The organism is Micromonospora sp. NPDC005194 (assembly GCF_040608335.1).
Classification (GTDB): domain Bacteria; phylum Actinomycetota; class Actinomycetes; order Mycobacteriales; family Micromonosporaceae; genus Micromonospora.
In genome coordinates, this window is record NZ_JBEXIA010000023.1 from 26,690 (window position 1) to 53,652 (window position 26,963).

General features: G+C 73.7%; 26 protein-coding genes and 3 tRNA genes. 8 read left to right on the plus strand and 21 right to left on the minus strand.

Going from position 1 to position 26,963, the window contains the following annotated elements:
- Positions 1-141: 141 nt before the first annotated feature.
- Genes ABZU53_RS20050 through ABZU53_RS20065 form a run of 4 tightly spaced genes read right to left on the minus strand, consistent with a single transcriptional unit; the run spans position 142 to position 3,800 of the window.
- The gene (locus tag ABZU53_RS20050) at positions 142-930 is read right to left on the minus strand and encodes a putative protein N(5)-glutamine methyltransferase (RefSeq protein WP_355066988.1); all 789 of its coding nucleotides are present in this window, start codon (positions 928-930) and stop codon (positions 142-144) included.
- A 5-nt stretch (positions 931-935) separates the two neighbouring features.
- Complete coding sequence (locus ABZU53_RS20055; RefSeq protein WP_355066989.1) at positions 936-2,054, minus strand: cystathionine gamma-lyase; 1,119 nt, start codon at positions 2,052-2,054, stop codon at positions 936-938.
- A 7-nt stretch (positions 2,055-2,061) separates the two neighbouring features.
- Positions 2,062-3,069: an NAD(P)H-dependent glycerol-3-phosphate dehydrogenase gene (locus ABZU53_RS20060; RefSeq protein WP_355066990.1), complete on the minus strand. Its 1,008-nt coding sequence runs from the start codon at positions 3,067-3,069 to the stop codon at positions 2,062-2,064.
- A complete protein-coding gene (locus ABZU53_RS20065) occupies positions 3,066-3,800 on the minus strand; it encodes a lysophospholipid acyltransferase family protein (RefSeq protein WP_355066991.1) in 735 nt (244 codons plus the stop codon). Before ABZU53_RS20065 ends, ABZU53_RS20060 begins: the two co-directional genes overlap by 4 nt.
- Before the next feature lie 126 nt (positions 3,801-3,926).
- Here ABZU53_RS20065 and cofC point away from each other — a divergent pair, with 126 nt between their 5' ends.
- From cofC to ABZU53_RS20090, 5 genes are read left to right on the plus strand one after another with little or no spacing between them, the layout of a single operon-like run.
- A complete protein-coding gene (gene cofC, locus ABZU53_RS20070) occupies positions 3,927-4,553 on the plus strand; it encodes a 2-phospho-L-lactate guanylyltransferase (RefSeq protein ID WP_355066992.1) in 627 nt (208 codons plus the stop codon).
- Positions 4,554-4,597: 44 nt separating this feature from the next.
- Positions 4,598-4,795, plus strand: coding sequence for a cold-shock protein (locus ABZU53_RS20075; RefSeq protein WP_354860096.1), 198 nt, complete (start codon positions 4,598-4,600; stop codon positions 4,793-4,795).
- A 54-nt stretch (positions 4,796-4,849) separates the two neighbouring features.
- A complete protein-coding gene (locus ABZU53_RS20080; protein ID WP_355066993.1) occupies positions 4,850-7,222 on the plus strand; it encodes an RNA degradosome polyphosphate kinase in 2,373 nt (790 codons plus the stop codon).
- Between the two features lie 24 nt (positions 7,223-7,246).
- A complete protein-coding gene (locus ABZU53_RS20085; protein ID WP_354860101.1) occupies positions 7,247-8,767 on the plus strand; it encodes a CYTH and CHAD domain-containing protein in 1,521 nt (506 codons plus the stop codon).
- On the plus strand, positions 8,755-9,633 hold the full coding sequence (locus tag ABZU53_RS20090) for an NUDIX hydrolase (protein WP_355066994.1): 879 nt from the start codon (positions 8,755-8,757) through the stop codon (positions 9,631-9,633). Before ABZU53_RS20085 ends, ABZU53_RS20090 begins: the two co-directional genes overlap by 13 nt.
- A gap of 100 nt (positions 9,634-9,733) precedes the next feature.
- Here ABZU53_RS20090 and ABZU53_RS20095 read toward each other — a convergent pair whose 3' ends face one another.
- The 4 genes from ABZU53_RS20095 to leuC all read right to left on the minus strand — a co-directional run bounded on the left by ABZU53_RS20095 (position 9,734) and on the right by leuC (position 14,690).
- Positions 9,734-11,677 (minus strand): endonuclease/exonuclease/phosphatase family protein, encoded by a 1,944-nt coding sequence (locus tag ABZU53_RS20095; protein ID WP_355066995.1) that lies wholly within the window; start codon positions 11,675-11,677, stop codon positions 9,734-9,736.
- 142 nt (positions 11,678-11,819) lie between these two features.
- Positions 11,820-12,470, minus strand: coding sequence for an HU family DNA-binding protein (locus ABZU53_RS20100; protein WP_355066996.1), 651 nt, complete (start codon positions 12,468-12,470; stop codon positions 11,820-11,822).
- Positions 12,471-12,642: 172 nt separating this feature from the next.
- Positions 12,643-13,230, minus strand: coding sequence for a 3-isopropylmalate dehydratase small subunit (gene leuD, locus ABZU53_RS20105; RefSeq protein ID WP_354860107.1), 588 nt, complete (start codon positions 13,228-13,230; stop codon positions 12,643-12,645).
- Between the two features lie 14 nt (positions 13,231-13,244).
- Positions 13,245-14,690 carry a 3-isopropylmalate dehydratase large subunit gene (leuC, locus tag ABZU53_RS20110; protein ID WP_355066997.1) on the minus strand — a complete coding sequence of 482 codons (1,446 nt, stop codon included), beginning with the start codon at positions 14,688-14,690 and terminating at the stop codon, positions 13,245-13,247.
- 49 nt (positions 14,691-14,739) lie between these two features.
- Here leuC and ABZU53_RS20115 point away from each other — a divergent pair, with 49 nt between their 5' ends.
- The gene (locus ABZU53_RS20115) at positions 14,740-15,426 is read left to right on the plus strand and encodes an IclR family transcriptional regulator (protein ID WP_007456408.1); all 687 of its coding nucleotides are present in this window, start codon (positions 14,740-14,742) and stop codon (positions 15,424-15,426) included.
- 172 nt (positions 15,427-15,598) lie between these two features.
- On the opposite strand, the gene ABZU53_RS20120 is transcribed toward ABZU53_RS20115, so the two are convergent.
- From ABZU53_RS20120 to ABZU53_RS20135, 4 genes are all read right to left on the minus strand, one after another.
- Positions 15,599-15,671, minus strand: a tRNA-Glu gene (locus ABZU53_RS20120).
- A 152-nt stretch (positions 15,672-15,823) separates the two neighbouring features.
- Positions 15,824-15,896, minus strand: a tRNA-Glu gene (locus ABZU53_RS20125).
- Positions 15,897-16,030: 134 nt separating this feature from the next.
- A tRNA-Gln gene (locus tag ABZU53_RS20130) sits at positions 16,031-16,102 on the minus strand.
- 108 nt (positions 16,103-16,210) lie between these two features.
- A complete protein-coding gene (locus tag ABZU53_RS20135) occupies positions 16,211-17,014 on the minus strand; it encodes a fumarylacetoacetate hydrolase family protein (protein ID WP_234591312.1) in 804 nt (267 codons plus the stop codon).
- Between the two features lie 175 nt (positions 17,015-17,189).
- Between ABZU53_RS20135 and ABZU53_RS20140 the strand changes: the two genes are divergently transcribed.
- Both ABZU53_RS20140 and ABZU53_RS20145 read left to right on the plus strand, forming a co-directional pair.
- Entirely contained in the window at positions 17,190-18,674 is a 1,485-nt protein-coding gene (locus ABZU53_RS20140) for a hypothetical protein (protein ID WP_355066998.1), read from the plus strand.
- Between the two features lie 34 nt (positions 18,675-18,708).
- Complete coding sequence (locus ABZU53_RS20145) at positions 18,709-19,575, plus strand: 3-methyladenine DNA glycosylase (protein WP_354863246.1); 867 nt, start codon at positions 18,709-18,711, stop codon at positions 19,573-19,575.
- Positions 19,576-19,631: 56 nt separating this feature from the next.
- On the opposite strand, the gene ABZU53_RS20150 is transcribed toward ABZU53_RS20145, so the two are convergent.
- The 9 genes from ABZU53_RS20150 to ABZU53_RS20190 form a co-directional block, all read right to left on the minus strand.
- Positions 19,632-20,225, minus strand: a complete 594-nt coding sequence (locus ABZU53_RS20150) for a TetR family transcriptional regulator (RefSeq protein ID WP_354863245.1) — start codon at positions 20,223-20,225, stop codon at positions 19,632-19,634.
- Between the two features lie 73 nt (positions 20,226-20,298).
- A complete protein-coding gene (locus ABZU53_RS20155; protein ID WP_355066999.1) occupies positions 20,299-21,297 on the minus strand; it encodes an aldo/keto reductase in 999 nt (332 codons plus the stop codon).
- Between the two features lie 111 nt (positions 21,298-21,408).
- Positions 21,409-21,834: an alternative ribosome rescue aminoacyl-tRNA hydrolase ArfB gene (arfB, locus tag ABZU53_RS20160; RefSeq protein ID WP_354858732.1), complete on the minus strand. Its 426-nt coding sequence runs from the start codon at positions 21,832-21,834 to the stop codon at positions 21,409-21,411.
- A gap of 34 nt (positions 21,835-21,868) precedes the next feature.
- Positions 21,869-22,165 carry a hypothetical protein gene (locus ABZU53_RS20165; protein WP_354858729.1) on the minus strand — a complete coding sequence of 99 codons (297 nt, stop codon included), beginning with the start codon at positions 22,163-22,165 and terminating at the stop codon, positions 21,869-21,871.
- A 99-nt stretch (positions 22,166-22,264) separates the two neighbouring features.
- Positions 22,265-23,122: a trypsin-like peptidase domain-containing protein gene (locus ABZU53_RS20170; protein ID WP_355067000.1), complete on the minus strand. Its 858-nt coding sequence runs from the start codon at positions 23,120-23,122 to the stop codon at positions 22,265-22,267.
- A 34-nt stretch (positions 23,123-23,156) separates the two neighbouring features.
- Positions 23,157-24,116: a VWA domain-containing protein gene (locus ABZU53_RS20175; RefSeq protein ID WP_354858724.1), complete on the minus strand. Its 960-nt coding sequence runs from the start codon at positions 24,114-24,116 to the stop codon at positions 23,157-23,159.
- Complete coding sequence (locus ABZU53_RS20180; protein WP_354858722.1) at positions 24,113-25,150, minus strand: DUF58 domain-containing protein; 1,038 nt, start codon at positions 25,148-25,150, stop codon at positions 24,113-24,115. The genes ABZU53_RS20175 and ABZU53_RS20180 overlap by 4 nt, the downstream gene beginning before the upstream one ends.
- A complete protein-coding gene (locus tag ABZU53_RS20185) occupies positions 25,147-26,196 on the minus strand; it encodes a MoxR family ATPase (protein ID WP_354858720.1) in 1,050 nt (349 codons plus the stop codon). Before ABZU53_RS20185 ends, ABZU53_RS20180 begins: the two co-directional genes overlap by 4 nt.
- 191 nt (positions 26,197-26,387) lie before the next feature.
- Positions 26,388-26,903, minus strand: coding sequence for a hypothetical protein (locus tag ABZU53_RS20190; protein WP_354858719.1), 516 nt, complete (start codon positions 26,901-26,903; stop codon positions 26,388-26,390).
- Positions 26,904-26,963 lie beyond the last annotated feature (60 nt).

Below are 26,963 nucleotides of genomic sequence, written 5' to 3' on the forward strand. Positions count from 1 at the left end.
TGTCGCGCGTCCTTTGCTCTGCTTCACTCCGCGCAACGGAAATCGGCCGCGAGTGTTGCGCCGGTTGAAGCAGAGCAAAGGACGCGAACAAGTGGGTCGGTCGACCAGGCATCTCCGCCGCAGCGCTGATGGGGGGGCGGATCAGCCTGGGCGGCGGGCGATTACCGCAGTGGCGTCCAGGTCCTCGTCGTGTCGTACGGTCGGCGACAGTCCGGCTGCGTGGAACGCCGCGCACAGCGCGTCGGTCTGCGTCTCGCCAGCCTCGACCACCAGGTGCCCACCGGGCACCAGCCAGTGCGCCGCGTCGACGCCCACCCGGCGCAGCACGGTGAGCCCGTCCGGCCCGCCGTCGAGCGCAACCGGGGCCTCGTGCAGCCGCGCCTCCGGCGGCATCAGCGCCACCGCCTCGGTCGGCACGTACGGGGCGTTGGCCACCACCAGGTCGAGCCGCCCCCGCCAGTGCGCCGGCAGCGGAGCGAACAGGTCACCCTCGTACACCTCGGCGGGTAGCCCGGCGAGGTTGCGGCGGGCGCAGGCCACGGCGGCCGGGTCGATGTCGGCGGCGGCCAGCCAGCGCGGCGCGAGCCGGCGGGCCAGCGCGACAGTGGTGGCCCCGGAGCCGCAGCAGAGGTCGACCACGGCCGGCGCCGGGCCGGTCAGCTCGACGGCGGCCTCGACCAGCAGGGCCGTCCGACCGCGCGGCACGAAGACGCCCGCGTCGACGGCGATCCGCAGACCGCAGAACTCGGCCCAGCCGAGCAGGTACTCCAGCGGCTTGCCGGCGACGCGCCGGGCGGTCAGGTCGGCCAGCGTCGCCGGGGAGTCTGCGGCGGCCAGCAGCAGCTCCGCCTCGTCCTCGGCGTAGACGCAGCCGGCGGCGCGCAGCCGGCCCACGAGGGTGGTGCGGTCGGTGAAGGACGGCTCTGCCACGAAGCTCAGACCGGCCCGGCGGCGTCCAGGGCGGCGGCGATGTCGGCCACCAGGTCGGGAGTGTCCTCCACACCGCAGGAGAGCCGGACGAAGCCGGGGGCGGTGTCGTCCCCCCACTGCGCCCGCCGGTCCGCCGTGGTGTGCAGACCGCCGAACGAGGTGGCCGCCGCCACCAGCCGGGCGGCCTCGACGAAGCGGGCCACCCGGTCGGCGTCGCCCAGGTCGAACGAGAGCACCCCGGGCATCCGGCGCATCTGCGCCGAGGCCACCGCGTAGGCGGGATCGTCCGGCAGCCCCGGCCAGCGCAGACCGGTCACGTCCGGCCGGCCCGCCAGCAGGTCGGCGACGGCTGCGGCGTTCGCGCTCTGCCGGGCCAGCCGCAGGTCGAGGGTCGCCAGCGACCGGTGCGCCAACCAGGCGTCGAACGCTCCCGGAATCGAACCGGTGCCGGTACGCCAGAGCGTCACCGCCTCGATCACCTCGGCGGACCGGCTGGCCAGGTAGCCCAGCAGCAGGTCGGAGTGGCCGGTGAGCGCCTTCGTGCCGGAGGCCACCACCAGGTCGGCGCCGAGGTCCAGCGGGCGCTGCCCGAGCGGGGTGGCGGTGGTGTTGTCGACCGCGAGCAGGGCGCCGGCGGCGTGTGCCCGCTCCGCCAGGGCGGCCACGTCGACCACGTCCAGACCCGGGTTGGCCGGGGTCTCCACCAGCACCAGCCGGACGCCTTCGAAGGACGGGTACGGCCCCACGGTCGGCACGAAGAGCACCCGTACGCCGATCGTCTCCAGCACGGCGGTGGCGAACGCCCGGACGGGGAAGTAGCCGTCGGAGGGCAGCACCACGGTGTCCCCCGGGCGCAGCAGGGTGAGCAGCGTCCCGGTGATGGCGGCCTGACCGCTGGCGAAGACCCGGCAGTCACCGCCCTCCAACTCGCCCACGGCGGCCTCCAACAGCCGCCGGGTCGGGTTGTCGGGGCGGCCGTAGCCGTTCGGCGACGCGTCCGGCCCCTGCCACGGGTCGAGGTGGTACGGCGCGGCGAAGACCGGACCCGGCAGGAACGCATCACCCGGCGCCGGCTCGGGCAGGCCGGCGCGCACGCAGCGGGTGCCGTCTCCCAGTTCGCTCATCGGTTCCTCACTCGTACGACTCGGGCTTGGCGGTCCGGCTCATCAGGGTGTCCACGGCGAGCCGCGGGTCCATCCCCTCGTGACAGATCCGTTCGACCTGCTCGGTGATCGGCATCTCCACCCCGTGCGCCCGCGCCAGATCGCGGATCGCGAGGCAGCTCTTGACGCCCTCGGCGGTCTGTCGGGTCGCGGCCTGGGCCTGCTCCAGCGTCTCGCCCCGGCCCAGGTGCTCGCCGAAGGTGCGGTTGCGGGCCAGCGGGGACGAGCAGGACGCGACGAGGTCGCCCATGCCCGCCAGGCCGGCGAAGGTGATCGGGTCCGCCCCGAGGGCCACACCCAGGCGGGCCGTCTCGGCCAGCCCTCGGGTCATCAACATGGCCCGGGTGTTGTCGCCGAAGCCCATCGCGGTGGCGATGCCGTACGACAGCGCGATCACGTTCTTGACCGCGCCGCCCAGCTCGCAGCCGATCACGTCGTCGTTGGTGTACGGCCGCAGGTACGGCGTCCGGATCGACGACTGCACGAGCGTGGCGCGGTCGGCGTTGGTGCCGGCGACCACCGTGGCGGCCGGCTGCTCGGCGGCGATCTCGGGGGCGAGGTTCGGGCCGGAGACCACCACCACCCGATCGGCGGCCACCCCGGCGGTCTCGACGATGACCTCGCTCATCCGCTTGGTGGTGCCGAGTTCGATGCCCTTCATCAACGACACCAGGGTGGCGTCCGGGTGCAGGTGCCCGGCCCACTCGGCGAGGTTGCCGCGCAGGGTCTGCGAGGGCACGGCCAGCACCACCACCTCGGCGCCGCTGATCGCCTCGGCGGCGTCGGTGGTGGCGGTGACCCGGGCCGGCAGCAGCAGGTCCGGCAGGTACTCCGGGTTGCGACGCTCGGCGCGGATGCTCTCGGCCACCGGGACGCGGCGGGCCCACACGGTCACGTCCCGCCCCGCGTCGGCCAGGATTTTCGCGAAGGCGGTGCCCCAGGAGCCGGCGCCCAGCACCGCGACGTGGCCGCTCATGCCGCTTCACCGGGGTGGCGCTCGACGGACGGTCGGGCCGGCCGTTCCCACAGCGGCGGCGGTGTGCCACCACGGATCTCGACGAGCATGTCCCGCAGCCGCAGCATGATGGCGTCCGTCATCTCCTCGAGGGTCTCCCGGGTCGGTGGGGCGCCCGCCCAGCGGCTCAGGTCGACCGGCTCGCCGGCCACCACGGTCACCGGGATCCGGGGGCGGGGGTTCAGCCGGCTGGTCCGCGGGTCGAAGATCCGCTCCGGACCCCACATCACCAGCGGCACCACCGGGGCGCCGGTGGCCAGCGCCAGCCGGGCCGCGCCGGTCTTGGCCTTCATCGGCCACAGGTCCGGCTGTCGGGTGGTCGTGCCCTCCGGGTAGATCACCACCGCGCCACCCTCGTCGAGCGCGGCGACCGACTTGTCCAGCGAGCGGACCGCGTCCACGCTGCCGCGCTCGACCGGGATCTGCAGACAGCGGTGCAGGATCCAGCCGATCACCGGCACCCGGAACACGCTGGCCTTGCCCAGGTACTGCGGCCACCGCCCGGAGTCGTAGATGAAGTGCGCGGAGACCAACGGGTCGGCGTGCGAGATGTGGTTGGCGACGATGATCATTCCGCCGTCACGGGCGAGGTGCTCCTGGCCGCGCCAGGTCCGCCGGGTCCAGACGGTCATCACCGGCTTCACCAGCCCCACGGCGAACCGTTGCCAGAACCCCAGCCTCCGCCGTGCCACTGTGCCTCCTCGTCGCGCCCCGACCCGCCGCGAGCCACACCCGCGACACCCGCAGCGGAAATCATGCCTGCTCGCCCCCGGTACGGCCAGCGAGGGTCCCGTCGTCCGGCTGGCAGGATTGCGGACGTGAGTCAGCCGAGGTGGGCCGTGGTGGTGCCGGTGAAGCGTCTGACCGCGGCCAAGAGCCGGCTGCGGGGCGCGCTGCCCGGCGTACCGCATGAGGAGCTGGCGCTGGCGCTGGCGGCCGACACGCTCCGCGCGGTGCTGGCCTGCCCGGCGGTCGCCGAGGCCCTGGTGGTGACCGACGACACCCGGGTGGCGGCCGCGGCGCGGGCCGCCGGGGCGCGGACGGTGCCCGACGTGCCGGACGCCGGCCTGAACGCCGCCTTCCGGCACGGCGCGGCACAGATCCCCGGGCGGTGGGTGGCCGGGCTGACCGCCGACCTGCCGGCCCTGCGCCCGGCCGAGCTGGCCGACGCGCTGCGCGCGGCGCAGCACGACACCGAGGGGGTACGCCGGTTCGTGGCGGACGCCCCCGGCGGTGGGACGGTGCTGCTCGCCGGGCCGCCGGGCGTCGACCTCGACCCACGGTTCGGGGTCGGCTCGGCGGCGGCGCACGCGGCGAGTGGGGCGCTGCCGCTGACCGGTGACTGGCCCAGCCTGCGGCGGGACGTGGACACCGCCGAGGACCTGGCCGCCGCCGCCCGGCTGGGGCTAGGCCCACGCACCGCGGCGCTGCTCGCCGCCGGCTGACCGGCGCGCTGAACAAGCCGACCCGGCCGGTGTACGGTGCGAGCATGCAGGGCACGGTGGCCAGTTACGACGCGGCGACACGCAGCGGTGTCCTACTGCTCGACGACGGCACCGAGCTGCGTTTTCCCGCCCGGGCGTTCGACGCCTCCGGCCTGCGGTTGCTCCGGCTCGGCCAGCGGGTGCGCATCGACACCGATCCCGACGGCGAGGTCGTCCGGGTGACATTGCCGACGATGCACTGAGCTGGCGGGGCCAAGTTCATTTTGCGTTAACTCTAATCGGGTGATTATGAGCGGGTGAGCACCCCTCGCGAGCATCCGGTCACCCCTCCCGCCACCGACCCCCGCAACGGCGCCCGCGTTCGCGGCACCGACGGCCGTTTCCGCCCGTCCCGGGCCGAACGGGCCGGCGCCGCCCGTGCCGACACGCTCGCCGACGACCCGGGCGCGGCGTCCTCCGGGCTCGACGAGGTCATCGAACCCGGCGTGCCGCCCACGGAGACGGACGGCCCGGCGACCGGCGCGGCCCTGCCCGGCACCTCCGGCGGCCTCGCCACCGGCCTCGCCGCGGGCGGTGCGGGGGACGACGAGCCACCGGCTGCTCCCCCGCTGCCGGAGGACCGCTTCCTCAACCGGGAGCTGTCCTGGCTCGACTTCAACGCGCGGGTGCTCACCCTCGCCGAGGACCAGCGCGCCCCCCTGCTGGAGCGGGCCAAGTTCCTGGCGATCTTCGCCAGCAACCTCGACGAGTTCTACATGGTGCGGATCGCCGGCCTGAAGCGGCGGCTCTCCGCCGGCCTGCCGGTGCGCGGCGGCGACCGGCTGCCCCTGCGCACACAGCTGGAGCTGATCGCCGAACGGACCGCCGAGCTGGTCGCCCGGCACGCCGCCTGCTTCGTCGACGACGTCCTGCCCCGGCTGGCCGAGGAGGGCATCCGCATACTGCGCTGGGGTGACCTGGGCGACCCCGAGCGGGAGCGGCTGCGCACCTACTTCCGGGAGCACATCTTCCCGGTGCTCACTCCACTCGCGGTGGACCCGGCGCACCCGTTCCCGTACATCTCCGGGCGGTCCTTGAACCTGGCGGTGGCGGTCCGGGACCCGGACGGCGGGTCCGAGCTGTTCGCGCGGGTGAAGGTGCCCAACAACGTCCCGCGCTTCGTACGGGTCGACCGGGACCAGCCGGGCGTGCGGATGCTGCCGGTGGAGGACCTGATCTCGGTGCACCTGGGTCAGCTGTTCAGCGGCATGCAGGTGGTCGAGTGCCACCTGTTCCGGGTCACCCGCAACGCCGAGGTGGAGGTCGACGAGGACCGCGACGAGGATCTGCTCCAGGCCCTCGAACGGGAGCTGGCCCGCCGCCGGTTCGGCCCGCCGGTCCGCCTGGAGGTCGCCGCGTCGATCTCCGACCACATGCTGGAGCTGCTCGTCCGCGAGTTGGACATGGACGACCAGGACGTGCTGCGGGTGCCCGGCCTGCTGGACCTTTCCGCGCTGTGGCAGGTGTACGGCGAGGCCGACCGCCCCGATCTCAAGGACCCGCCGTTCGTGCCGGCCACGCATCCCCGGCTCGCCGAGGGCGAGGTGCCGCGCAGCGTCTTCTCCACCCTGCGCGACGGGGACATCCTGGTGCACCACCCGTACCACTCGTTCGCCACCAGCGTGCAGCGCTTCATCGAGCAGGCCGCCGCCGACCCCAACGTGCTGGCCATCAAACAGACCCTCTACCGCACCAGCGGTGACTCGCCGATCGTGGACGCGCTCGTCGACGCGGCCGCCGCCGGCAAGCAGGTGGTGGTGCTGGTCGAGGTGAAGGCCCGCTTCGACGAGGTGGCCAACATCGGCTGGGCCCGCACCCTGGAACGCGCCGGCTGCCACGTGGTGTACGGCCTGGTGGGGCTCAAGACACACTGCAAGACCGCCCTGGTGGTCCGGCAGGAGGGCAACCAGATCCGCCGGTACTGCCACATCGGCACCGGCAACTACCACCCGAAGACCGCCCGCCTGTACGAGGACTTCGGCATGCTCACCGCCGACCCGGAGATCGGGGCGGACCTCACCGACCTGTTCAACGTGCTGACCGGCTACAGCCGGCAGACCGCGTACCGGCGGCTGCTGGTCGCCCCGCAGGGCATCCGCAGCGGCCTCATCGAACGCATCGAACGGGAGATCGCGCACGTCCGGTTGGGCATGCCCGGCCTGGTCCAGTTCAAGGTCAACTCGCTGGTCGACGAGGGCGTGACTGACGCGCTGTACCGGGCGTCCCAGGCCGGCGTGCACGTCGACCTGCTCATCCGGGGCATGTGCACGCTGCGTCCGGGGGTGCCTGGGCTGTCGGACAACATCCGGGTGCGCTCGATCCTCGGCCGGTTCCTGGAGCACTCCCGGGTCTTCCGTTTCGGCAACAACGGCGAGGCCGAGTTCTGGATGGGCTCGGCGGACCTGATGCACCGCAACCTGGACCGGCGGGTGGAGGCGCTGGTGCAGGTGAGCGATCCGGTCGCCCGCGCCGAGCTGGACTACGTGCTGACCGCCGCGATGAGCCCGGACGTGGACGCGTTCGAGCTGGCCGGCGACGGCACCTGGACGCGGCGTACCGACGGTGACGACGCGGCCCGGGTGCACCTGCAGGATCTGCTGCTGCGCCGCGTCGGTGGCACGGCCGGCTGACCGTTCGCGGCATAGGCTGAGCTGATGGTCGAGGAGGAGCAGAAGTACGAGGTGGACGACACCTTCGTGCTGCCGGACCTGTCCGCCACGTTTCCGGCCGGCGGCCGGGTCCGGGCGCTGCCGCCGGTGACGCTCGTCGCCCGCTACCTCGACACGGTCGACCTGCGGCTGGCCCGCGCCGGGGCGTCCCTGCGCCACCGCAAGGGTGACGAGCTGCCGTGGACGGTGAAGCTGCCCACCGGCACGCCCGGCGTCCGGCACGAGATCTCCCGTCCCGGGCCGGTCGGGCAGCCGCCGCCGGAGCTGGTCGAGCTGGTCACCGTCCTGCATCGGGGCGCGTCGCTGGCGCCGGTGACTGTGGTACGCACCGTCCGGCACGCTCACGAGGTGTGCGACCGGGCCGGAACGGTGCTCGCCGAGGTGGTGGACGACCGGGTGACAGTCCTCGACGACGCCGGCGCCACCACCGGCGCGTTCCGCGAGGTGGAGGTGGAGCGCAAGGCCGGCGACCGCAAGCTGCTGGAACGAATCGGCGAGGTGCTGTGCGAGGCCGGGGCCCGGGCCGGCTCGTTCACCCCGAAGCACGTACGGGCGCTGGGGACGGTGGCGCAGGCCGAACCCGACCTGGTCGGGCCGGGCGGACTGACGGCCGACCCGACCGCCGGGGACATGGTCACCGAGGCGGTCCGCAAGGAGGTGGGCCGACTGTTGGCGCACGACCCGCTGGTGCGGCTGCGCACCTCGACCGACGGCGGCGACAGCGCCGTACACCAGATGCGGGTGGCCTGCCGACGGCTGCGCAGCGACCTGCGCACCTTCCGGCCGCTCGTGCGCCGCAGCTGGGCCCGGCCCCTGCGCGACGAGCTGCGCTGGCTGGCCGGGGTGCTCGGCGGGGCGCGCGACGCCGAGGTGCTCCGCGACCGACTGCGGCGCACCGCGACCGCCGACCCGCTCAGCCCGCTCGACACGGGCGCGGTGGACCGACTGGACGAGGCGCTCGCGCAGCGGCAGCGGCAGGCGCTCGCCGCCATCGACGAGGCGCTGCGCTCGCCGCGTTACCTGGCCCTGGTGGACGCGCTGGTGCTGGCCGCCCGCGCGCCCCGGCTCACCCGACGGGCGGCCGCCCCGGCGGCGCGCACGCTACCGAAGCTGGTGGCCCGCCCGTGGCGGCAGCTCACCGGCCCCGACGGCGTGGACGGGCTCGACCCGCTGGCCCCCGACGACCGCTGGCACGCCGTCCGCAAGGAGGGCAAGCAGGCCCGCTACGCGGTCACCGCAGTGGTCCCGGCCGTCGGCAAGGACGCGCGGCGGCTGGCCCGCGCGTTGGCCCGCGTCCAGGACGTGCTCGGCGAACACCAGGACGCCGCGGTGGCCGCCGAGACCTGGCTCGCCCTCGCCGCCGACCGACCGGCCGACCACGAACTGGCGGTCACCGCCGGGCGGCTGGCCGAGCGGGAACGCGACACGGTCCGCCTGATGCGGGCCCGGTTCCCCGCCGCGTGGCACCGGGCCACCCGGCGACGGCGGACCAGATGGTTGCCGTGACGGGCATCCGCGCTGCCGGCGGGGTCTGCTGGCGACCGACCGCCGACGGCGTACGGGTCTGCGTCGTGCACCGCCCGCGCTACGGGGACTGGACGCTGCCCAAGGGCAAGCTCGAACCGGGCGAGCATCCACTGGTCGCGGCGGTCCGGGAGGTGGCCGAGGAGGCCGACGTGCGGGGCGTACCGCAGGTGCGGCTGCCGTCGGTGCGCTACCGCAGCGAGGGGCAGGCCAAGCTGGTCGACTACTGGTCGATGCTCGCGGTCGCCGAGGGCGGGTTCCAGCCGGGCACCGAGGTCGACGACATCCGGTGGCTGGCCGTGGACGACGCGATCCGCCTGGTCAGCTATCCGCACGACGCCGAGGTGCTCGCCGGGTTCGCCGCGCTGCCGCCGGTGACCGCGACCGTCGCGGTGGTCCGGCACGGGCACGCCGGCAAGCGGGCCACCTGGTCCGGCCCGGACACCGCCCGCCCGCTCGATCGCGAGGGATGGGCCCAGGCGTACGCGCTGGCGCCGCTGATCGCCCTGGTGCGCCCGGCCCGGCTCCTGTCGGCCTCGCCGCGCCGCTGCGTGCAGACCCTGGACCCGGCCGCCACGTTGCTCGACCTGCCCATCGAGATCTGCGGCGACCTGGACGAGCCGCAGCCGGGTCAGCAACAGGACGAGCGGGTGCTGGCCACCGCCGCCCAACTGCTGGAGCTGGCCTGCGCCGGCGGGCAGGTGGCGGTGTGCAGCCAGGGCAAGGTGCTGCCGGGCGCGTTGGAGCAGCTGACCGGCCGCGCCGACGAGGACTTCATTACCCCGAAGGGCGGCGGCTGGCTGCTGGCCTTCAGCGGCGAGCGGCTGCTCGCGGCCGACCGCCTGTGAGGCCCGCCCGGCGCTTCGGCGGTTGATCCCCCCTTCAGGTCGCCGACGTGGCGGTGTCCGGCTGGCCAGATACCGCAGCATCGGCGATCCCGGCGCGGGGTCAGCGGGACGGCAGGGTGAGGGTCACCGCCACCGGCAGGTGGTCGCTGGCCTCGCCGCGCGGCGCGACCGGATTCGTCGCCGTCAGGCCGGGCGAGACGAAGACGTGGTCGATCTGCTGGCGTGGATCGTCGGCCGGGCTCGTCGCCAGCGGACGGGCGACCGCCAACGCGTCGACCAGCCCGGCCGCGGTGAACTGCTCGAAAGCCTCGTCGCCCGGCTCGGTGTTCAGGTCGCCGGCCACCACGAGCGGCCGGCCGGCCGCGTACCCGGTGGCGAAGTCGGCCACCGCGCGAGCCTGCGCCACCGGGCCCGCGTCGGGTGGCGGTTGCAGGTGGGTGCTCACCACGGCGGCACGGACACCGTCGCCGAGGTCCAGGGTGACGGCGAGAGCCTGCGCTCCGGTGGGCGCCCCGAGAGACGGCAGCGGCCGGGACCGTGGGTCGGTGACCGGCCACCGGCTGAGCACCGCGTCACCCCAGACCGGGTCGGCGGCCGGCCCGAACACGTACGGCATGCCGAGCCGGTCGGACAGCAGGTCCAGCGTGTCGTGGCCGCCGTTGAGCAGCCAGCCCCGGTCCACCTCGCTGAGCAGCACCACATCGGGCCGCTGCCGGTCGATCGCCGCGGTCAGCCCGGCCAGGTCGAACCGGCCGTCCAGCCCGAAGCCCATCCGGATGTTGTACGCCACCACGGTCAACCGCTCCGGCGGACCCTCCCGGTTGCTCGCCACCGCCACCTCGTCGGCGAGCAGCGGCGCGAGCAGAGCCAGCGCGGCGACCCCGCCGGCGGTCCGCAGCGGCGGAAGCGGGCCGGGACGCCGGTGGCCGGACGGACGGGCGGCCAGGGCCACGGCGGCGACCACCCCGGCCACCACCACCGGCACCACCGCGTTCGGGTAGCCCAGGTCGTAGGCGGAGTAGTAACCCACCGCCCCCAGCACGAAGAGCAGCATGCCGGCGGCGACGGCGTACCCCCGGCGGGCCGCCGTTCGGCGGCTGTCGTCCGTGCCCGTCGCGCCCTCACCGCCAGCGTCAGCGTCGACGGCGGCGTGGGCGGCGCCGTCGGCGTCGGCGCGACCCGGAGCGTCGGTGAGGGCGAGGCAGGCGCCGAGTCCGACGGCGGTGAGCAGGATGGCCGCGACGAGCAGGTCGCCACTGTCGAGGGCGAAGAGCACCACGCCCACCAGCAGGGCCGCCGGCCCGAGCGGCCGGCCCCACCCCCGGGTCGGGCCCGCCAGCGCGGCCAGCAGGAACCCGGCGACCGCCACCGACACCGGCGCCAGGCCGAACAGCGGTGAGCGAGCGACGTCGCCACTCGCGACCAGGTACGACATCCCGGCCTGGGCCAGGGCCGGCGCGAGGGCCACCATGCCGGCCAGCAGCAGCACCGGCCCGGCCAGCAGCCACGATCGGGCGCCACCGGGGCCGGGCGGCGCGGTGGGCAGCGTCGTGCCGAGCAGGAACAGCACCACCGCGACGGCGCTGAGCAGCCACGCCACCCAGCCGCCCCGCCAGACGAGGTCGTAGGTGTCCAGCAGCGCGTGGATGGCGGCGTTGACCGCCAGCCCCAGGGCCAGTCCCGGCACCGGACGGTCGGTGCCGCCGGCGACACCCACCAACCAGACCAGACCGGCGAGCAGACCGGCGGTGGCCAACCAGAGCTGCGGACGGCCGCCGGGGGCGCTGGTGAGCGCGAGCCGGGCCACGGCGAGCAGCACGGCGGCGACGACGGTGACCCGGCGGGCGCCCACCCGCCGGACCAGAGCCGGCGCGGCCATCGCCAGAACGAACCAGCCGAGCGCGAACGCGCCCATCAACTCGGCCGGGGTGGACGCGGCCTGCCCGAAGATGGTGATGATGCCGGGCAGCCAGACACGCAGCACGTCGATGAGCAGAATGACGCCCAGCGCGAGCGATCCGGTGGTGAGCTGGCGATAGCGCACCGGCGCCCCATTTCGTCGGCGGACCGGTCCTCAAGGGGGGCCGGCACGGCGATTCTGCGCGTACGGCCCGGCCGGGTCAACGGCCCGGCACGCGCAAAGGGCGCCCACCGCGAGGGTGGACGCCCTTTGGGCGGACAGTCGGTCAGCGCTTGCTGGCCGCCTTCTTGGCCGGAGCCTTCTTCGCCGGCGCCTTCTTGGCCGCCGTGCTCTTGCTCGCCGCCGCGGTGGTCTTCTTCGCCGTGGCGGACTTGGTCGCCGCGGCGGTCTTCTTCGCCGGGGCGGTCTTCTTGCTGGCGGCCGTCTTGGTCGCCGTGGTGGTCTTGCTCGCCTTGGCCGGGGCGGTCTTCTTGCTGGCCGCCTTGGTGGCGGCGGCGGTGGTGGTCTTGCTCGCCTTGGCCGGGGCGGTCTTCTTACTGGCCGCCTTGGTGGCGGTGGCCTTGGTGCCCGCCGCCTTGGCGCCGGCGGTCTTGGCCGTGGCGGCGGCGGTCTTCTTCGCCGCCACCGTGGCCTTCGGCACCTTGCCGCTGGCCACCATCTCCTTGAACCCGGCGCCGGGGCGGAAGGTCGGGACGGACGTCTTCTTGACCTTCACCGCCTCGCCGGTACGCGGGTTGCGCGCTGTTCGTGCGCCACGCACACGCTTTTCGAATGCTCCGAATCCGGTGATCGCCACCTTCTCGCCCTTGGTGACCGCTGCCTGGACCTCAGTGAGGACCGCGTCGAGCGCGGCCGTCGCCGTCTTCCGGTCCCCCAGGCGAACGGCGAGCGCCTCGATGAGCTCGGCCTTGTTCACGACTTCCTCCCGATTGTGCAACTGACTCGACGCGAGCCATTCTGCGCGCACCGTATGCCCTGCGCTGCCTGGACACAAACATTCGGTGGAAAAAAGCCCTTGTGTCGTAACGGATTCGCCCCCACCGGTTGGACCGGTGGGGGCGAAATCCGATGTGCGGGTGGGCGTACGGCTATGCCACCGAGGGCAGGAACGGCAGTCGAGACGCCTCGTAGGAGGCGATGTCATCGGCGTGCCGGAGGGTGAGTCCAATGTCGTCCAGGCCCTCCAACAGCCGCCACCGGCTGAAGTCGTCCAGTGGGAACGACCAGGTCGCGTCCCCGGCCCGGAGCTGTCGGGCGGTCAGGTCGACGGTCACCGGAGTGGTCGGGTCGGCCTCGACGAGATCCCACAACTCCTCGACGGCTTTCAATTCCAACTCGACCGGCAGCAGGCCCTCCTTGAGTGCGTTGCCCCGGAAGATGTCACCGAAGCGCGGGGCCACCACGGCGCGGAAGCCCCAGTCCCGTAGCGCCCAGACGGCGTGCTCCCGGGAGGAGCCGGTGCCGAACTCGGGACCGGCGATGAGGATCGACGCACCGGAATAGGATTCATCGTTGAGCACGAATGCCGGGTCTTCCCGCCACGCGTTGAACAGCCCGTCGGCGAAGCCGGTGCGGGTCACCCTCTTGAGGTACACGGCCGGGATGATCTGATCCGTGTCCACGTTGGACCGGCGCAGCGGCACGGCGGTACCGGTGTGGGTGGTGAACTTGTCCATCTCCTCGGTCCCTTCTACAGATCGGCGGGGGCGGCCAGCCGCCCGACCACGGCGGTGGCGGCGGCGACCGGCGGGGACACCAGGTGGGTACGACCGCCCCGGCCCTGCCGGCCCTCGAAGTTCCGGTTGGAGGTGGACGCGGAGCGCTCGCCGGGCTTGAGCGTGTCGGGGTTCATGCCCAGGCACATCGAGCAGCCGGCGAACCGCCACTCGGCGCCGGCGTCGGCGAAGACCTTGTCCAGCCCCTCGGCCTCGGCGGCCTCCCGAACGGCGGCGGAGCCGGGCACCACGAGCATCCGGACGGAGTCGGCGACCCGGTGGCCGCGCAGCACGTCGGCCGCGGCCCGCAGATCCTCCAGGCGGCCGTTCGTGCAGGAACCCACGAAGACCACGTCGATGGGCAGCTCCCGCAGCGGGGTGCCGGGGCGCAGATCCATGTACTCCAGCGCACGGCGGGCGGCAGCGCGCTCCGAGTCGGTGGTGAACTCCTCCGGGTCGGGCACCGGCGCGCTCAGCGGCGCGCCCTGCCCGGGGTTGGTGCCCCACGTGACGAACGGCGTGATCCGGCTGGCGTCCAGGGTGACCTCGGCGTCGAAGCGCGCGCCCTCGTCGGTGGGCAGCGTCCGCCACCAGGCCAGCGCCGCGTCCCAGTCCGCGCCCTGCGGCGCGTTCGGCCGACCCTTGAGGTACGCGAAGGTCGTCTCGTCCGGCGCGATCATGCCGGCCTTGGCGCCCCACTCGATCGACATGTTGGCGATGGTCATCCGCCCCTCCATGGAGAGGGCCTGGATGGCGTCGCCGCGGTACTCGACGATGTGCCCGCGCCCACCACCGGTGCCGACCTGGGCGATCAGCGCGAGCACCAGGTCCTTGGCGGTGACGCCGGGGGCGAGCTGGCCGGTGACGTTGACGGCCATGGTCTTCGGCCGGCTCTGCGGCAGCGTCTGGGTGGCCAGCACGTGCTCCACCTCGCTGGTGCCGATGCCGAAGGCGAGCGCGCCGAACGCGCCGTGGGTGGCGGTGTGCGAGTCGCCACACACGATCGTCATGCCGGGCTGGGTGACCCCGAGCTGCGGGCCGATGACGTGCACGATGCCCTGGTTCTCGTCGCCGAGCGGGTGCAGCCGCACGCCGAACTCGGCGCAGTTGCGGCGCAGCGTCTCGATCTGCGTACGCGACGTCGGGTCCGCGATGGTGAGCAGGTCACCGCGGCGGAGCCGGAACGCCGGATCGGCGTACCCGGTCGGGGTGTTGTGGTCCTCGGTCGCGAGGGTCAGGTCGGTACGACGCACCCGGCGCCCGGCGAGCCGTAGCCCGTCGAACGCCTGCGGGCTGGTCACCTCGTGCAGCAGGTGCAGGTCGATGAAGAGCAGGTCCGGCTCACCAGCGGCGGACCGTACGACGTGCGCGTCCCAGACCTTCTCGGCCAGGGTCCTCGGCTCAGGAGTGACTCCCACCATCTGGACATCCTAAATTCTGGGAGGTAAGTTTCGGCTTGTGGGACACAGTATGAGCGGTGTCGGCGTTCTCGACAAGGCGGTGGTCATCCTGGCCGCCTGTGTCGACGGCGCCAGCCTGGCCGAACTCGTTGAACGCACGAAGCTGCCCCGGGCCACCGCGCACCGGCTGGCACAGGCACTGGAGATCCATCGGATGCTGGTTCGGGACACCCAGGGGCGCTGGCGTCCCGGGCCCCGGCTGGGCGAGCTGGCCAACGCCGCTCCGGACGTCCTGCTGACCGCCGCCGAGCCGCTGCTGGCCGCGCTGCGCGACGCCACCGGCGAGAGCGCGCAGCTCTACCTGCGCCGCGCCGACGAGCGGATCTGCGTGGCGGCGGCGGAGCGCGCCAGCGGCCTGCGGGACACCGTTCCGGTCGGCTCGGTGCTGCCGATGACGGCCGGCTCGGCGGCCCAGATCCTGCTCGCCTGGGAGCCTCCGGAGGCGGTGATGCCGCTGCTGCCGCGCAGCAAGTTCACCGGCCGCACCCTGGCCGAGGTCCGCCGCCGCGGCTGGGCGCAGAGCGTGGCCGAACGGGAGGCCGGTGTGGCGAGCGTCTCCGCCCCGATCCGCGACCGCACCGGCCGCGTGATCGCCTCGGTCAGCATCTCCGGCCCGATCGAACGCCTGGGCCGCCGCCCCGGCGAACGCCACGCCATGGCAGTCGTCAGAGCCGGCCAACGCCTCTCCGGCCTCTAACCCCACCCCCGCCCCCTCCTTTGTTGATCATGAAGTTATTGCCCGGACACGCCGTGGCGGAGGGCAATAACTTCATGATCAACGGGGAGGTGGGAGGCCGGGCGAGGGCCGGGCGGGTGGGGGTGGGAACGGGAAAGGCTCACCTCGCGGAGCGAGGTGAGCCTTTGATCTGTAGCCCCGACCGGATTCGAACCGGCGCTACCGCCTTGAGAGGGCGGCGTCCTGGGCCGCTAGACGACGGGGCCAGAACTTCCTGTTCACCGCCTTCGCAGGCGGTGCCGCTGTAGTCTAGCGGCACCGTCCGTCGGGGCGAGCGTGGGGTCTGGGCACCGTGGACGGCCGTGCGTAGCAACGAAACAACCCGCCTCACCAAGGTGAGACGGGTTGTGCACAGATGTAGCCCCGACCGGATTCGAACCGGCGCTACCGCCTTGAGAGGGCGGCGTCCTGGGCCACTAGACGACGGGGCCAGAACCACTTTCGCTCCCCCACCCTCGCGGGCGGAGGAGCTGCACTCTACCAGAGACCACTCTCCGCCCCCGGAGGGGCGGAGTCGAACTCCGTCAGAATCCAGCGTCCGGGATTCTCGCGAATCCCAGCTGCGCTGGGGTACCAGGACTCGAACCTAGACTAACTGAACCAGAATCAGTCGGGCTGCCAATTACCCCATACCCCATTGGCCCCTTGCGGCGCCGGGAGTGAACATTACCCTCCCGGTGCCGACAGGCCAAATCCGATCCCCCCGAACCGCCCGTGAGCTGCGGAAACAGGGGCATCGGACGGATCAGGCGACGGGGACCACCGGGTTGCTGAGCTCGCCGATGCCCTCGATCCGCACGGTGACCGTATCCCCCTCGACGAGAGGGCTAACCCCCGCCGGAGTGCCGGTGAGCACCACGTCGCCGGGCAGCAGGGTCATCACGTGCGAGATGTACGACACCAGGCCGGCCACGTCGAAGACCATGTCCTTCGTGCGGCCGAGCTGGCGTACCTCCATCTCGTCGGGGTTGCGACCCACCTCACAGCGGATCTCCAGGTCGGAGACGTCCAGCCCGGTGGTGATCCACGGACCGATCGGGCAGAACGAGTCGAAGCCCTTGGCGCGGGTCCACTGCCCGTCCGAGCGCTGCAGGTCCCGGGCGGTCACGTCGTTGGCGCAGGTGTAGCCGAAGATGGCACGTTCGGCGGCGGCCCGGTCGGCCCGGCGGGCGCCCGGCGCGCCGATCACGACCGCCAACTCCGCCTCGTGCTCGACCTGCTTGGAGAAGATCGGCAACCGGATGGCGTCCCGGGGACCGATCACCGAGGTGGACGGCTTGAGGAAGAGCAACGGCTCCTTGGGCACCTCGTTGCCGAGCTCGGCGGCGTGGTCGGCGTAGTTGCGGCCCACGCAGACCACCTTGCTGGGCAGGATCGGCGAGAGCAGCCGGACGTCGGAAAGGGCCCAGCGGGCCCCACTGAAGGAGAGCTGGCCGAACGGGTGACCCTCGATCTCGGCGATGGTCAGGCCCTGCGGCCCGGCCTCCGGCTCGCCCTCGACGGCTCCGAACGACATTCCCTTGGCATGAGCGAAACGAGCGATACGCACCCGGCCAATCTAGCCCCGCCGACCCGTTCACCGGCCACAACGGGCCGTCGGGTGTGCGCAACCCGTCAGCGTCGCGGCACCTTAGCGCAGGTCTGGGCGGCCGGGGCGGGTTTCTCGACTTCGTACCCGCACGGAGGGCGCGCACCCCTAGCGTCGGCTCCGGAGGTTCGTTCGTATGCCTGCATCGACACGACACCACAGAGCCCTCGCGGTGTTCGTACACTGCCTCGGCATCCTCGCCGCCGTGCCGGCCCTGCCCGCGGCGGCCCCGGAGGCGGCGGTCGCGCAACGACCAGCGGCCGCCACGCCACAACCAGCCGCGCCCGTGCCACGACCAGCCGCGCCGACGCCACGTCCGACGGCACCAGCGCCCGGAGCGACGGCGGTCACGCCGCCCGCGTCCGTCAGCCCGGCGCCGTCGGCGGTGGCGGTGGCCGCGCGGGTGCCCGTGGCGGCGAGCGCGGAGCCCACCCCGCCCTCGGCGCCACCGGCGGTGGCACCGCCGTCGCGGGTGCCGGTGTCCGCGCCCCCGCCTCCGGTCACGGTGGCGGTCGCGTCGGAGAGCAGCCCGGCGCCCCGGTACCGGATCCACGTCCGGAATGTGGGCAACTCGCCGCTCGACACGACGGTGCGCCAGGAGCTGCCGTCCGGGTCGTCGCCCACCGCGATCAGCGGGGGCGGGCGGTCCAGCCGCTCCGGCGGGTCCACGGCCGAGGTGACCTGGCGGTTGCGGCTGCCCGCGCACAGCACCACCACGCTGGGCACCGCGCTGACCGCGGTCGCGCCGGGCCAGCCGCTGGCGGCGCCGGCCTGCGCGTTCACCAGTGACGGCAGCCGGCCGTACGACTGCGCCACCGCCACCTGGCAGGGGGCCGCAGGTCCGGCGGCCGAGGTCACCGCGGCCCCGCCCTGGCGGCGGTATCCGGTGCTGCTCGCCGGGTTGGGCGTTCTGCTGCTGCTCAGCGCCCTCGTGGCGTGGGTGTGGCGTCGACGGCGCGGACGGCGCGGACGGCGGGTGACCGCCGCCGCCCTGGCCACCAACGCGACGCCGGACGATGGACGCGGGACGATCTACCCACGTCCGGCGACTCCCGGCCCGCGCCGACGGCGGCGTACGCCGCCGGTCTGGCTGCTGGTCGGCGCGGCGGTGGTGGTGCTGGCGGGCGTGATCGGCACGGCCGGCTGGACGGCGACCCGGCAGGTGTCGTCCATCGACACCCAGAAGCAGCCGACCAGCGGCGCGTGGATGGGCACCGGGGTCTCCGGGCCGGTGGGCGTGCCGCTGCAGGAGTCCGCGTTCGAGTTCACCGTCTACCGGATGACCTGTGGCGCGGCGGACGCGGCCAGCGGGACCGGCGCGGCACCCGCCGGGGGTCGGCGCTGCCAGGCCACCGTGGGTGTGCGCAACGTCACCGGCACCCCGCAGCCCTGGCACGGCCAGCTGCAACGCGCCTACCTGCCGGGTGGCCGGTGGGTGAGCACGGACGAGCCGGCCACCCGGGCGGCCAACCTGGGTCGGGACGTCTTCGCCAACCCGGTGGCCGCGGGCAGTCGGGTGGTGCTCCCGCTGGTGTTCACCGTCGACGGGCGGGACCCGCCTCAGCAGCTGGAGCTGCGCAGCGGCGTGTTCTCCGCCGGCGTCCGGGTGCACACGCCCTGACCGGCGACGGGGCGGCGGTCGTACCCTGGGGTCCGTGACCGCCGCCCTCGCCCCCGCCGTGCTCGACGTGGCGGCCTGGCGTGAGCGCCGCCGGGCCCACGAGGAGCGGGTGGACGGGTGGCTCACGCCGCACCTGGCCCGGCGACGTCGGGGTGAGCGGCACCCGGTGGCCGACTTCCTGTTCACCTACTACTCGCACCGGCCGGCGCAGCTGCGCCGCTGGCACCCGGGCGCGGGGGTCGAGCTGCGCGACGCGGACCCGGCCGAGTTCGGCCGGGACTACCGCGCCACCACCGCCGGGGTCACCCTCGACACCGAGGCGGTACGCGGGCGGCGCGGCGAGTCGATCGCGTGGATCCGCTCGCTGTTGGCGGCCACGGCCGGACGACCGGCGCACTTCGGCTGCTTCGGGATGCACGAGTGGGCGATGGTGTACCGGCAGACCCGCGAGGAACTGCGGCACAACGCCTGGCCGTTGCGGTTGGATCCGGAGCGGACCGCCGCGGTCGTCGAGGAGCGCGGGGTGCGGTGCAGCCACTTCGACGCGTTCCGGTTCTTCACCCCGCCGGCCCGGCCGTTGAACCTGCTCACCCCAACCCGGGAGACGCAGCACGCGCACGAGCAGCCGGGCTGTCTGCACGCCAACATGGACCTCTACAAGTGGGCGTACAAGTTGTCGCCGCTGGTGCCCTCCGAGCTGGTCGCGGACTGTTTCGAGCTGGCCCGGGAGATCCGCACGTTGGACATGCGGGCCAGCCCGTACGACCTGGCGGCCCTCGGTCACCCTCCGGTACGGGTGGAGACCCCGGAGGGCCGGGCGGAGTACGCCGCGGCGCAGCGCGGGTTCGCCGACCGTGCGGCGGTGCTCCGCGACCGGCTGCTGGCCGCCGTCCCCGGCTGACCGTCGACGGCCCTGCGCGGTCGGGCGGCTGGCCCGTGCCGTCGCCCGGCCCGGCGTCAGCGCGAGCGGGCTCGCAGGCCGTCGAGAAGCAGCGCGACCACCGCGGCCAAATCGTCGTCGAGGCCGGGCTCGTTCCACTCCGTCCGGTGCGACGGGTGGTGGAACCGCGCGGTGGCCTGCAGCAGCGCACGGCCGGCCACCGCCGGGTCGGGCACGGTGAACTCGCCGGCGGCCACTCCGTCCGCGACGATCAGGCTGAGCTGACCGGCGAGAACCTCCAGGTGGTTGGCGACCGCCCCCTCGGAGAGCGTGGCGAGCTGGTGGAAGTTGTCGAACAGCTCCGGGTCCTCGCGGGCCATCCGCCGCTTGGTGCCGCTCAGCTCGGCCAGCCACCGGCGCAACCGCTGGGGGGCCGGGTCGGTGCCGGTGGCGACGTCGATCAGCGGGGTGGAGACCCGGGCCAGCCAGCGTTCGGCGACCGCCTCGCGCAGCGCGGCCTTGCTGGCGAAGTGCCGGTAGACGCTGCCGTGGCTGACGCCCAGCGCGCGGGCGACGTCCAGCACGGTGGCCTTCGCCGGGCCGTACCGGCGCAGCACCTCCTCGGCGGTGTCGAGGATGCGGTCGGCGGTCAGGGCGGTGGTGTCGCTCATCGTCCCAGCCTCCCTGACCGCGCCGCCGGTCGTGGCGCGACCCCCGGCCGGCGGTCGCGCCACGACCGGGTCGTCATGACCGCTCGCTGTCCAGGAACGCCATCTGCGCCTCGTCGTACCGGCTGCCGGCCACCGCGTCGGCGGGGACGGCGGCCTCGATGGCGGCCAGGTCCGTCTCGGTCAGCGTGACCGCGGCGGCGCCGAGGGCCTCGGTGAGCCGGTCCCGGCGGCGGGCGCCGATCAGGGGTACGACGGTCTCGCCCCGGGCGAGCACCCAGGCGATGGCGATCTGCGCCACGGTGACGCCCCGCGCCTCGGCGATGGCGCGCAGCGCGTCCACGAGGGCGAGGTTGCGGTCCAGGTTCGCGCCGGCGAAGCGCGGCAGGTGGCTGCGGAAGTCGGTGCCGGCGGTCTCCCGCCCCGCCGTCCAGTGGCCGCTGATCAGCCCTCGGGAGAGCACCCCGTACGCGGTGATCCCGACGCCCAGCTCACGCGCCGTCGGCAGGATCTCGGCCTCGGGGGCGCGGGAGATCATCGAGTACTCGATCTGGAGGTCGCTGATGGGGTGCACGGCGTGCGCCCGGCGCAGCGTCTCGGCGCTCACCTCGGACAGGCCGATGTGCCGGACGTGACCCGCCTTGACCAGCTCGGCCAGGGTGCCCACGACCTCCTCCACCGGCACGTCCGGGGCGAGCCGGGCGGGGCGGTAGATGTCGACGTGGTCCGTGCCGAGCCGGCGCAGCGTGTACGCCAGGAAGTTCTTGATCGCGACGGGTCGGACGTCGTTGCCGTTCCAACCGCCGTCGACGTCGCGCAGCGCGCCGAACTTCACGCTGATCACCGCGTTGTCCCGGTTGCGGCCGCGCAGCGCCTCCCGCAGCAGCATCTCGTTGTGGCCCATCCCGTAGAAGTCGCCCGTGTCGAGCAGGGTGATGCCGGCGTCCAGTGCGGCGTGGATGGTGGCGATGCTCTCGGCCTCGTCGGCGGGGCCGTAGAGGTCCGACATGCCCATCAGGCCGAGCCCGAGCGCGGAGACGGTGGGGCCGGAGGTGCCGAGGGTGCGGGTGTCCATGGGGGGTTCCTCTCCTGGGTGACCTGCCGACCATACACACTTCGGCTGACAGATTCCAGATTCTGTCACTCGCCAGTCAGAGGGGTCACTCACACGGCTCGGTGACGATGACTACTCGCCGTCGACGCGGCGGTCGCGCTTGCGCTGCGACTGGCGCTTCTTCTCGGCCAGCCGACGTTCCTTGGCGCCCCGGGACGGCCTGGTCGCCCGACGCGGCGGCGGGGGCGGGGCGGCGGCCTCGCGCAACAGCGCAAGCATCCGCTCGCGGGCCGCCTCCCGGTTCGCAAGCTGCGCCCGGTGCTCGCTGGCCGCGATCGTCAGCACACCGTCCACCAGTCGGTTGGCGAGCCGTGCCAGCGCCCGCGCCCGCAGCGACTCGGGCACGGCCGGAGAGTTGGCCAGGTCGTAGCTCAGCTCGACCCGGGAGTCGGCGGTGTTCACGCCCTGCCCGCCGGGGCCGGACGAGCGGGAGAAGCGCTCCCGCAGCTCCCCGGCGGGGACGACCCACCGATCGGTCACCCGCAGTCCGTCGTCCACGCCCCGAGGCTAGCCCGCCGCAGCCCGCCCCGGGTCACCGGCGCGGAGGCTCACTCTGCGTGGTGGACGGGCTCGGCGCCGGACCGGCGGTCTCGTCGTCCGAACCGACCGCGGCGTACGCCACGGCGCCGAACAGCAGCAACCCGATCACCGCGGCCTTCAGCGCGACCCCGCGGATCAGCACCCACGCGCCGCGGCGAGCGCCGGGCACCGATTTCTTCGCGGTCTGGTAATCGGTCCACCCGCGTCGCGCCCGGGCGTACGCCGACCCCACCGCACATCCGATGACCAGGCCCACCAGCAGGAGGACCGTGAGAAGAGGACGCTCCACCTCCGCCAGTATCCATATCGAGCGTCATATTTCCATGGCCCGATGACGTGTGGCCGGATATCCGACAATGGAGGCGACCCGACGGGCCGTCCGGGCAGCTCAGCCGCCCTTGCCGATGATCGTGTCGGCGGTCTGCTGCACCTGATCGATCGGGATGGCGAAGCCGATGCCGATCGACCCGTTGCCGTCGATGGTGGCGATCGCGGTGTTCACCCCGACCACCTCGCCTCGGGCGTTGACCAGCGGCCCGCCCGAGTTGCCGGGGTTGATCGACGCGTCGGTCTGCACCGCGCGGTGCCGGTTGTTGCCCAACCGCACCTGGCGGTCCAGCGCGCTGACGATGCCCGCGGTGACCGTCCCGGACAGCCCCAGCGGTGAGCCCACCGCCAGTACCGGCTCACCGACCCGGGTGGCGCCCGGCTTGGCCAGCGGCAACGGGGCGAGGCCTGCCGACGGTGGCACCTTCAGCACCGCCAGGTCGCTGCGCGGCTCCCTGCCGATCACCTCGGCCTCGTACCGGCGGCCGTCGGGCAGCTCCACCGTGACCGGCCCACCACCGGCCTTGGCCAGGATGTGGTCGTTGGTGACCAGGTGCTGCTGGTCGTCGATGGCGAACCCGGAGCCGGTCGCGGAAGCGCCGTTCGCGCCGCCGGCGAGCACCGACACCACACCGGGCACGGTCCGCTCGGCGGCGGTGACCAACTCCGCCGGCACCGGTGCGGCGGACGCCGCGGACGGCCCCGCGCCGTCCCGGCTGGCCACCACGCCGCCGGCCAGGGCGCCCGAGACGGCCGACACCGCCACGATCGCCAACGCGGCGAGCAGCCGGCCGGGGCGTCGCCCGCCGGGGTCCCGCCCCGAGCCGGGCGCGTCCCACCACCCGCGCCCGTCCGGGTCGAGCTCCGGCGAGATGAACCAGGGACCGCGCGGTTCGCCCAGTCCGGTCTGCACTGCCATGCGTACTCCTCACGGTCGACGTCGGCGCGGTGGATCAGGGCAGTCGGGAGAACCAGCGCATCGAGCCAGCGGCGGCACCCATCGCGAACACCAGTCCGAGGCCGATGAACCGGGCCGAGACGTCCTGACGTTCGGTGCGGTAGCCGACCGAGCTGCCGATGTCGTCGTAGACGGCGCGCAACTCGTCGACGGTGCTGGCCTCGTGGAACATTCCGCCGGTCTCGTCGGCGACCGCCTTGAGGGTCTGCCCGTCGACCGGCACCTGGATCGGCCGTCCGCCCCGGTCCACGAATCCCGACGGTGTGCCGAAGGAGATCGCGTGCACCGGCACCTTCGCCGCGACCGCCTCCGCCGCCGCCTCCATCGGGTCCATCCCCGACGTGTTGGCTCCGTCGGAGAGCAGGATGATCCGGGCCGGCGGTGGCTCCTTGGCGGCCTCGCTGTCCAGGCTCTTGACCGCGCCGAGCGAGGTGTTGATGGCCTCACCGATCGCGGTGCCCTGCACCCCGGTCACCCCCTCGGCGAGGCGACCGATGCCCTCGTCCAGGGCGTCCCGGTCGGTGCCGGGCGGCACCAGGACGGCGGCGCTGCCGGCGAACGCGACAAGCCCCACGTTGAACTCGTCGGGCAGACCCTCGACGAAACGTCGGGCCGCCTGCTTGGCCGCCGCCAGCCGGTCCGGCTCCACGTCGGTGGCCAGCATGGAGGTGGACACGTCGACGGCCACCATCACGGTGGCGCGTTCCCGGGGGACCCGGACCTCGGCGGTGGGCCGGGCGAAGCCGACCACGAGCAGCGCCAGCATGGCCAGGAACAGTCCGGCCGGAACGTGCCGGCGCCAGGCCGGACGAACGGGTGCCACCCGGTCCAGCAGCCGCAGGTTGGTGAAGCGGACGGCGTATTGGCTGCGTCTGCGCTGCATCACCAGGTACGCGCCGACCAGCGCGAGCACGCCGATCAGCAGCCAGAGCCGCAACGGGGACTCCCAGGTCACGCGGCACCTCCCCGGACGGCTCCGGCCGGCGCCGCGGCCATCCGCCGCTGGGCGTGCACGTGTCGGACGATGTCGGCGCTGAAGTCCCGATCGGTGCGCAGCGCCAGGTGTGTCGCCGCGCTCCGGCGCAACGCCTGGCGGACCTGGTCACGCTGGACGGCGGCGGCCGCGGCGTAGCGCTCCCGCAGGCGGCGGTCCGATGTGCACACCTCGCGGCGACGGCCGGTCTCCGGGTCGACCAGCGTGATCAGGCCGACGTCGGGAAGTTCCAGTTCGCGCGGGTCGGTCACCTCGATCGCCAGCACCTGGTGGCGGGCGGACAGCCGACGCAGGGTCCGCTCCCAGGGCGGCGGCTCGTCGGGGTCGTCGGGCAGGCCGTCGAGGAAGTCGGAGACCACCACGACCAGCCCGCGCTGGTTGGCGACCCGGTGCACCGCGTCCAGCCCGTCCGCCAACTCCGCCGCCGCGACCGGCTGCGGGGTCGCCAGCCGGGACCGGGGCCGGTCGTCGGGCTCGGTCGCGCGCGGCGCGGTCAGCAGCGCGCGGAGCAGACCGAGCAGATGGGTACGCCCGCTGCGGGCGGGAAAGCGTCGTACCCCGTCGGCGCCCAGCACCTGGGCGCCCAACCGGTTGCCGATGCCTGCGGTCAGGAAACCCACCGCCGCCACGGCGGCCACCGCCAGCTCCCGCTTGTCCAGCTCGGCGGTGCCGAACTCCATGCTGGCGCTGGCGTCGACGAGCAGCCAGGTGGTGAGTTCCCGGTCGGCGTCGACCTGTCGGACGTGCGGCACGGCGGTCCGGGCGGTCACCGCCCAGTCCATCCGGCGGACCTCGTCCTCCCCCGGCCGGTACTCGCGGCTGCCGGCGGGTTCGCTGCCCGGCCCGGGGAGCAGGCCACGGTACTGGCCGTGCAGCAGACCGTTGAGTCTCCGGGTGACGGTCAGTTCCAGTCGGCGCAGCCGCTGGTCGGGGGTCAGCTCGGCCAGGCCCGGGTCGGGCGGCGTGGCCACCGAGGTGCGGCCGGCGCGTCTCACGCCGCCGCCAGGTCGGGGGTCTGCTGGGGGTGCCCGGTGGCCACCCGGGGCGGCGGCACCGCCTCCACGAGCCGCCGGACCAGGCTCTCGGCCGAGACCCCGTCGGCCACGGCGTCGAAGGAGAGCACCAGCCGGTGGGAGAGGACGTCCACCGCCAATTCCCGGACGTCCTCGGGCAACACGTACTCCCGTCCCCGCAGCAGCGCCTGCGCGCGGGCGGCGGCGACCAGACCGAGCGTCGCCCGTGGGCTGGCGCCGTACGCCAGCAGCGGCGCGATCTCAGCCAGCCCGAACCGGCCCGGGTCGCGGGTGGCGAGGATCAGCCGGACCACGTACTCGGCCAGGGCGTGGTGGACGAAGACCCGCTCGGCGTGCGTCTGCAGGAGTCGCAGGCGTTGCGGGTCGAGCACCTGACGCGCGCTGGGCCGGTCGGTGCTCATCCGGTAGAGGATGGCCAGTTCGTCGGCGTCGCTGGGATAGTCGACGACCACCTTCATGAGGAACCGGTCGCGCTGCGCCTCGGGGAGCTGGTAGACCCCCTCGGACTCGATCGGGTTCTGGGTGGCCAGCACCAGGAACGGCGTCGGCACCGGCCAGCTGCGCCCGCCGATGGAGACCTGCCGTTCGGCCATCGCCTCCAGCAGCGCCGACTGGACCTTGGCCGGCGCCCGGTTGATCTCGTCGGCGAGCACCAGGTTGGCCATGATCGGGCCCAGCTCGATGTCGAAGGTCTCCTTGGAGGCCCGGTAGATCCGGGTGCCGACGATGTCGGAGGGGACCAGGTCCGGGGTGAACTGGATCCGGGAGAAGGTGCCGCCGACCACGGTGGCGAGAGTCTGCGCCGCGAGGGTCTTGGCCACGCCGGGCACGCCCTCCAGAAGGCAGTGCCCGTTGGCGATGAGTGCGGTGAGCAGACGTTCGACGAGCCGATCCTGCCCGACGATCACGCGTTTGACCTCGAAGAGGGTCTGTTCCAGCTCGGCGCCGGTCGGCTCGGGATCGACCGAGGTGGGCAGGCTGGCCAGGGTGTCCGAGATGTCCGTCACGGTGCTTGCTTCCCGGGCCGGGGCCCCGGCAAACGTGGGATTGTCGGGGCCGGACCGGGCCGTTGTGGTCCGCACGGGGATGGGTCGCCCGAAAGAGGAGCACCGGCACGAGCAGGCCGAAGCGGGACGCCCGGGCCGGGACGTGGACCGGCCCGCACGCGCGGGCATGGGGGCCGGTCCGGTCGGTTCGGTCAGAAGGTGTGCGTGAGCAGGGTGAAGCCCCGGTCGGCCGGGGTGCCGGACGAGTTGCGGGTCTGGATGAAGACCGAGTTGGGCGTGCCGAGGCGGGGCGCGACGGAGATCTCGCCAGCGGGCGGGATGCAGCAGGAGTCGGACCGCGAGATGGTCGCCAGGAAGGCGCCGGTCGAGACGTTCACGCCGAGTTGCACCTCGTACTGGCCGGGGCCGAACTTGATGACCGTGCCGTCGCCGCGGGCCTTGGTGCCGTTGGCGTTGACGACCGTGTAAAAGTTGGCGGTCGCCAGCGTGCTGGCCTTGCCGGCCTCCAGCGCAGCCTTGGCGCTGCGGGCCGACTGGGCCGTGACCGGCGGTTGCTGGGCGTCGCCCGTGGCGCGGGACGCCGGCTGGACGGCCTCCTGCGGTGCCTTCGCCGACGGCTGGGCGATGGCGATCCCGCCACCGGCCAGGGTGAGCGCCAGGACAGCGAACGTGACCGCCGCCGCCTTACGTCGGAAGGATGTGTTCATGACAGGTCCCCCTTGTGTGACCGGGTGAATTCGGCCGACCCGCGGGGCGGGACGGATAAC

What these genes read in the sequence shown, in the direction of transcription:
- ABZU53_RS20055 (WP_355066989.1), bottom strand. Translation starts at nt 2,054, where the DNA reads ATGAGCGAACTGGGAGACGGCACCCGCTGCGTGCGCGCCGGCCTGCCC.
- ABZU53_RS20060 (WP_355066990.1), bottom strand. Translation starts at nt 3,069, where the DNA reads ATGAGCGGCCACGTCGCGGTGCTGGGCGCCGGCTCCTGGGGCACCGCC.
- ABZU53_RS20075 (WP_354860096.1), top strand. Translation starts at nt 4,598, where the DNA reads ATGCAGGGCACGGTGGCCAGTTACGACGCGGCGACACGCAGCGGTGTC.
- ABZU53_RS20085 (WP_354860101.1), top strand. Translation starts at nt 7,247, where the DNA reads ATGGTCGAGGAGGAGCAGAAGTACGAGGTGGACGACACCTTCGTGCTG.
- ABZU53_RS20090 (WP_355066994.1), top strand. Translation starts at nt 8,755, where the DNA reads ATGGTTGCCGTGACGGGCATCCGCGCTGCCGGCGGGGTCTGCTGGCGA.
- leuD (WP_354860107.1), bottom strand. Translation starts at nt 13,230, where the DNA reads ATGGACAAGTTCACCACCCACACCGGTACCGCCGTGCCGCTGCGCCGG.
- leuC (WP_355066997.1), bottom strand. Translation starts at nt 14,690, where the DNA reads ATGGTGGGAGTCACTCCTGAGCCGAGGACCCTGGCCGAGAAGGTCTGG.
- ABZU53_RS20115 (WP_007456408.1), top strand. Translation starts at nt 14,740, where the DNA reads ATGAGCGGTGTCGGCGTTCTCGACAAGGCGGTGGTCATCCTGGCCGCC.
- ABZU53_RS20140 (WP_355066998.1), top strand. Translation starts at nt 17,190, where the DNA reads ATGCCTGCATCGACACGACACCACAGAGCCCTCGCGGTGTTCGTACAC.
- ABZU53_RS20150 (WP_354863245.1), bottom strand. Translation starts at nt 20,225, where the DNA reads ATGAGCGACACCACCGCCCTGACCGCCGACCGCATCCTCGACACCGCC.
- ABZU53_RS20155 (WP_355066999.1), bottom strand. Translation starts at nt 21,297, where the DNA reads ATGGACACCCGCACCCTCGGCACCTCCGGCCCCACCGTCTCCGCGCTC.
- ABZU53_RS20170 (WP_355067000.1), bottom strand. Translation starts at nt 23,122, where the DNA reads ATGGCAGTGCAGACCGGACTGGGCGAACCGCGCGGTCCCTGGTTCATC.
- ABZU53_RS20190 (WP_354858719.1), bottom strand. Translation starts at nt 26,903, where the DNA reads ATGAACACATCCTTCCGACGTAAGGCGGCGGCGGTCACGTTCGCTGTC.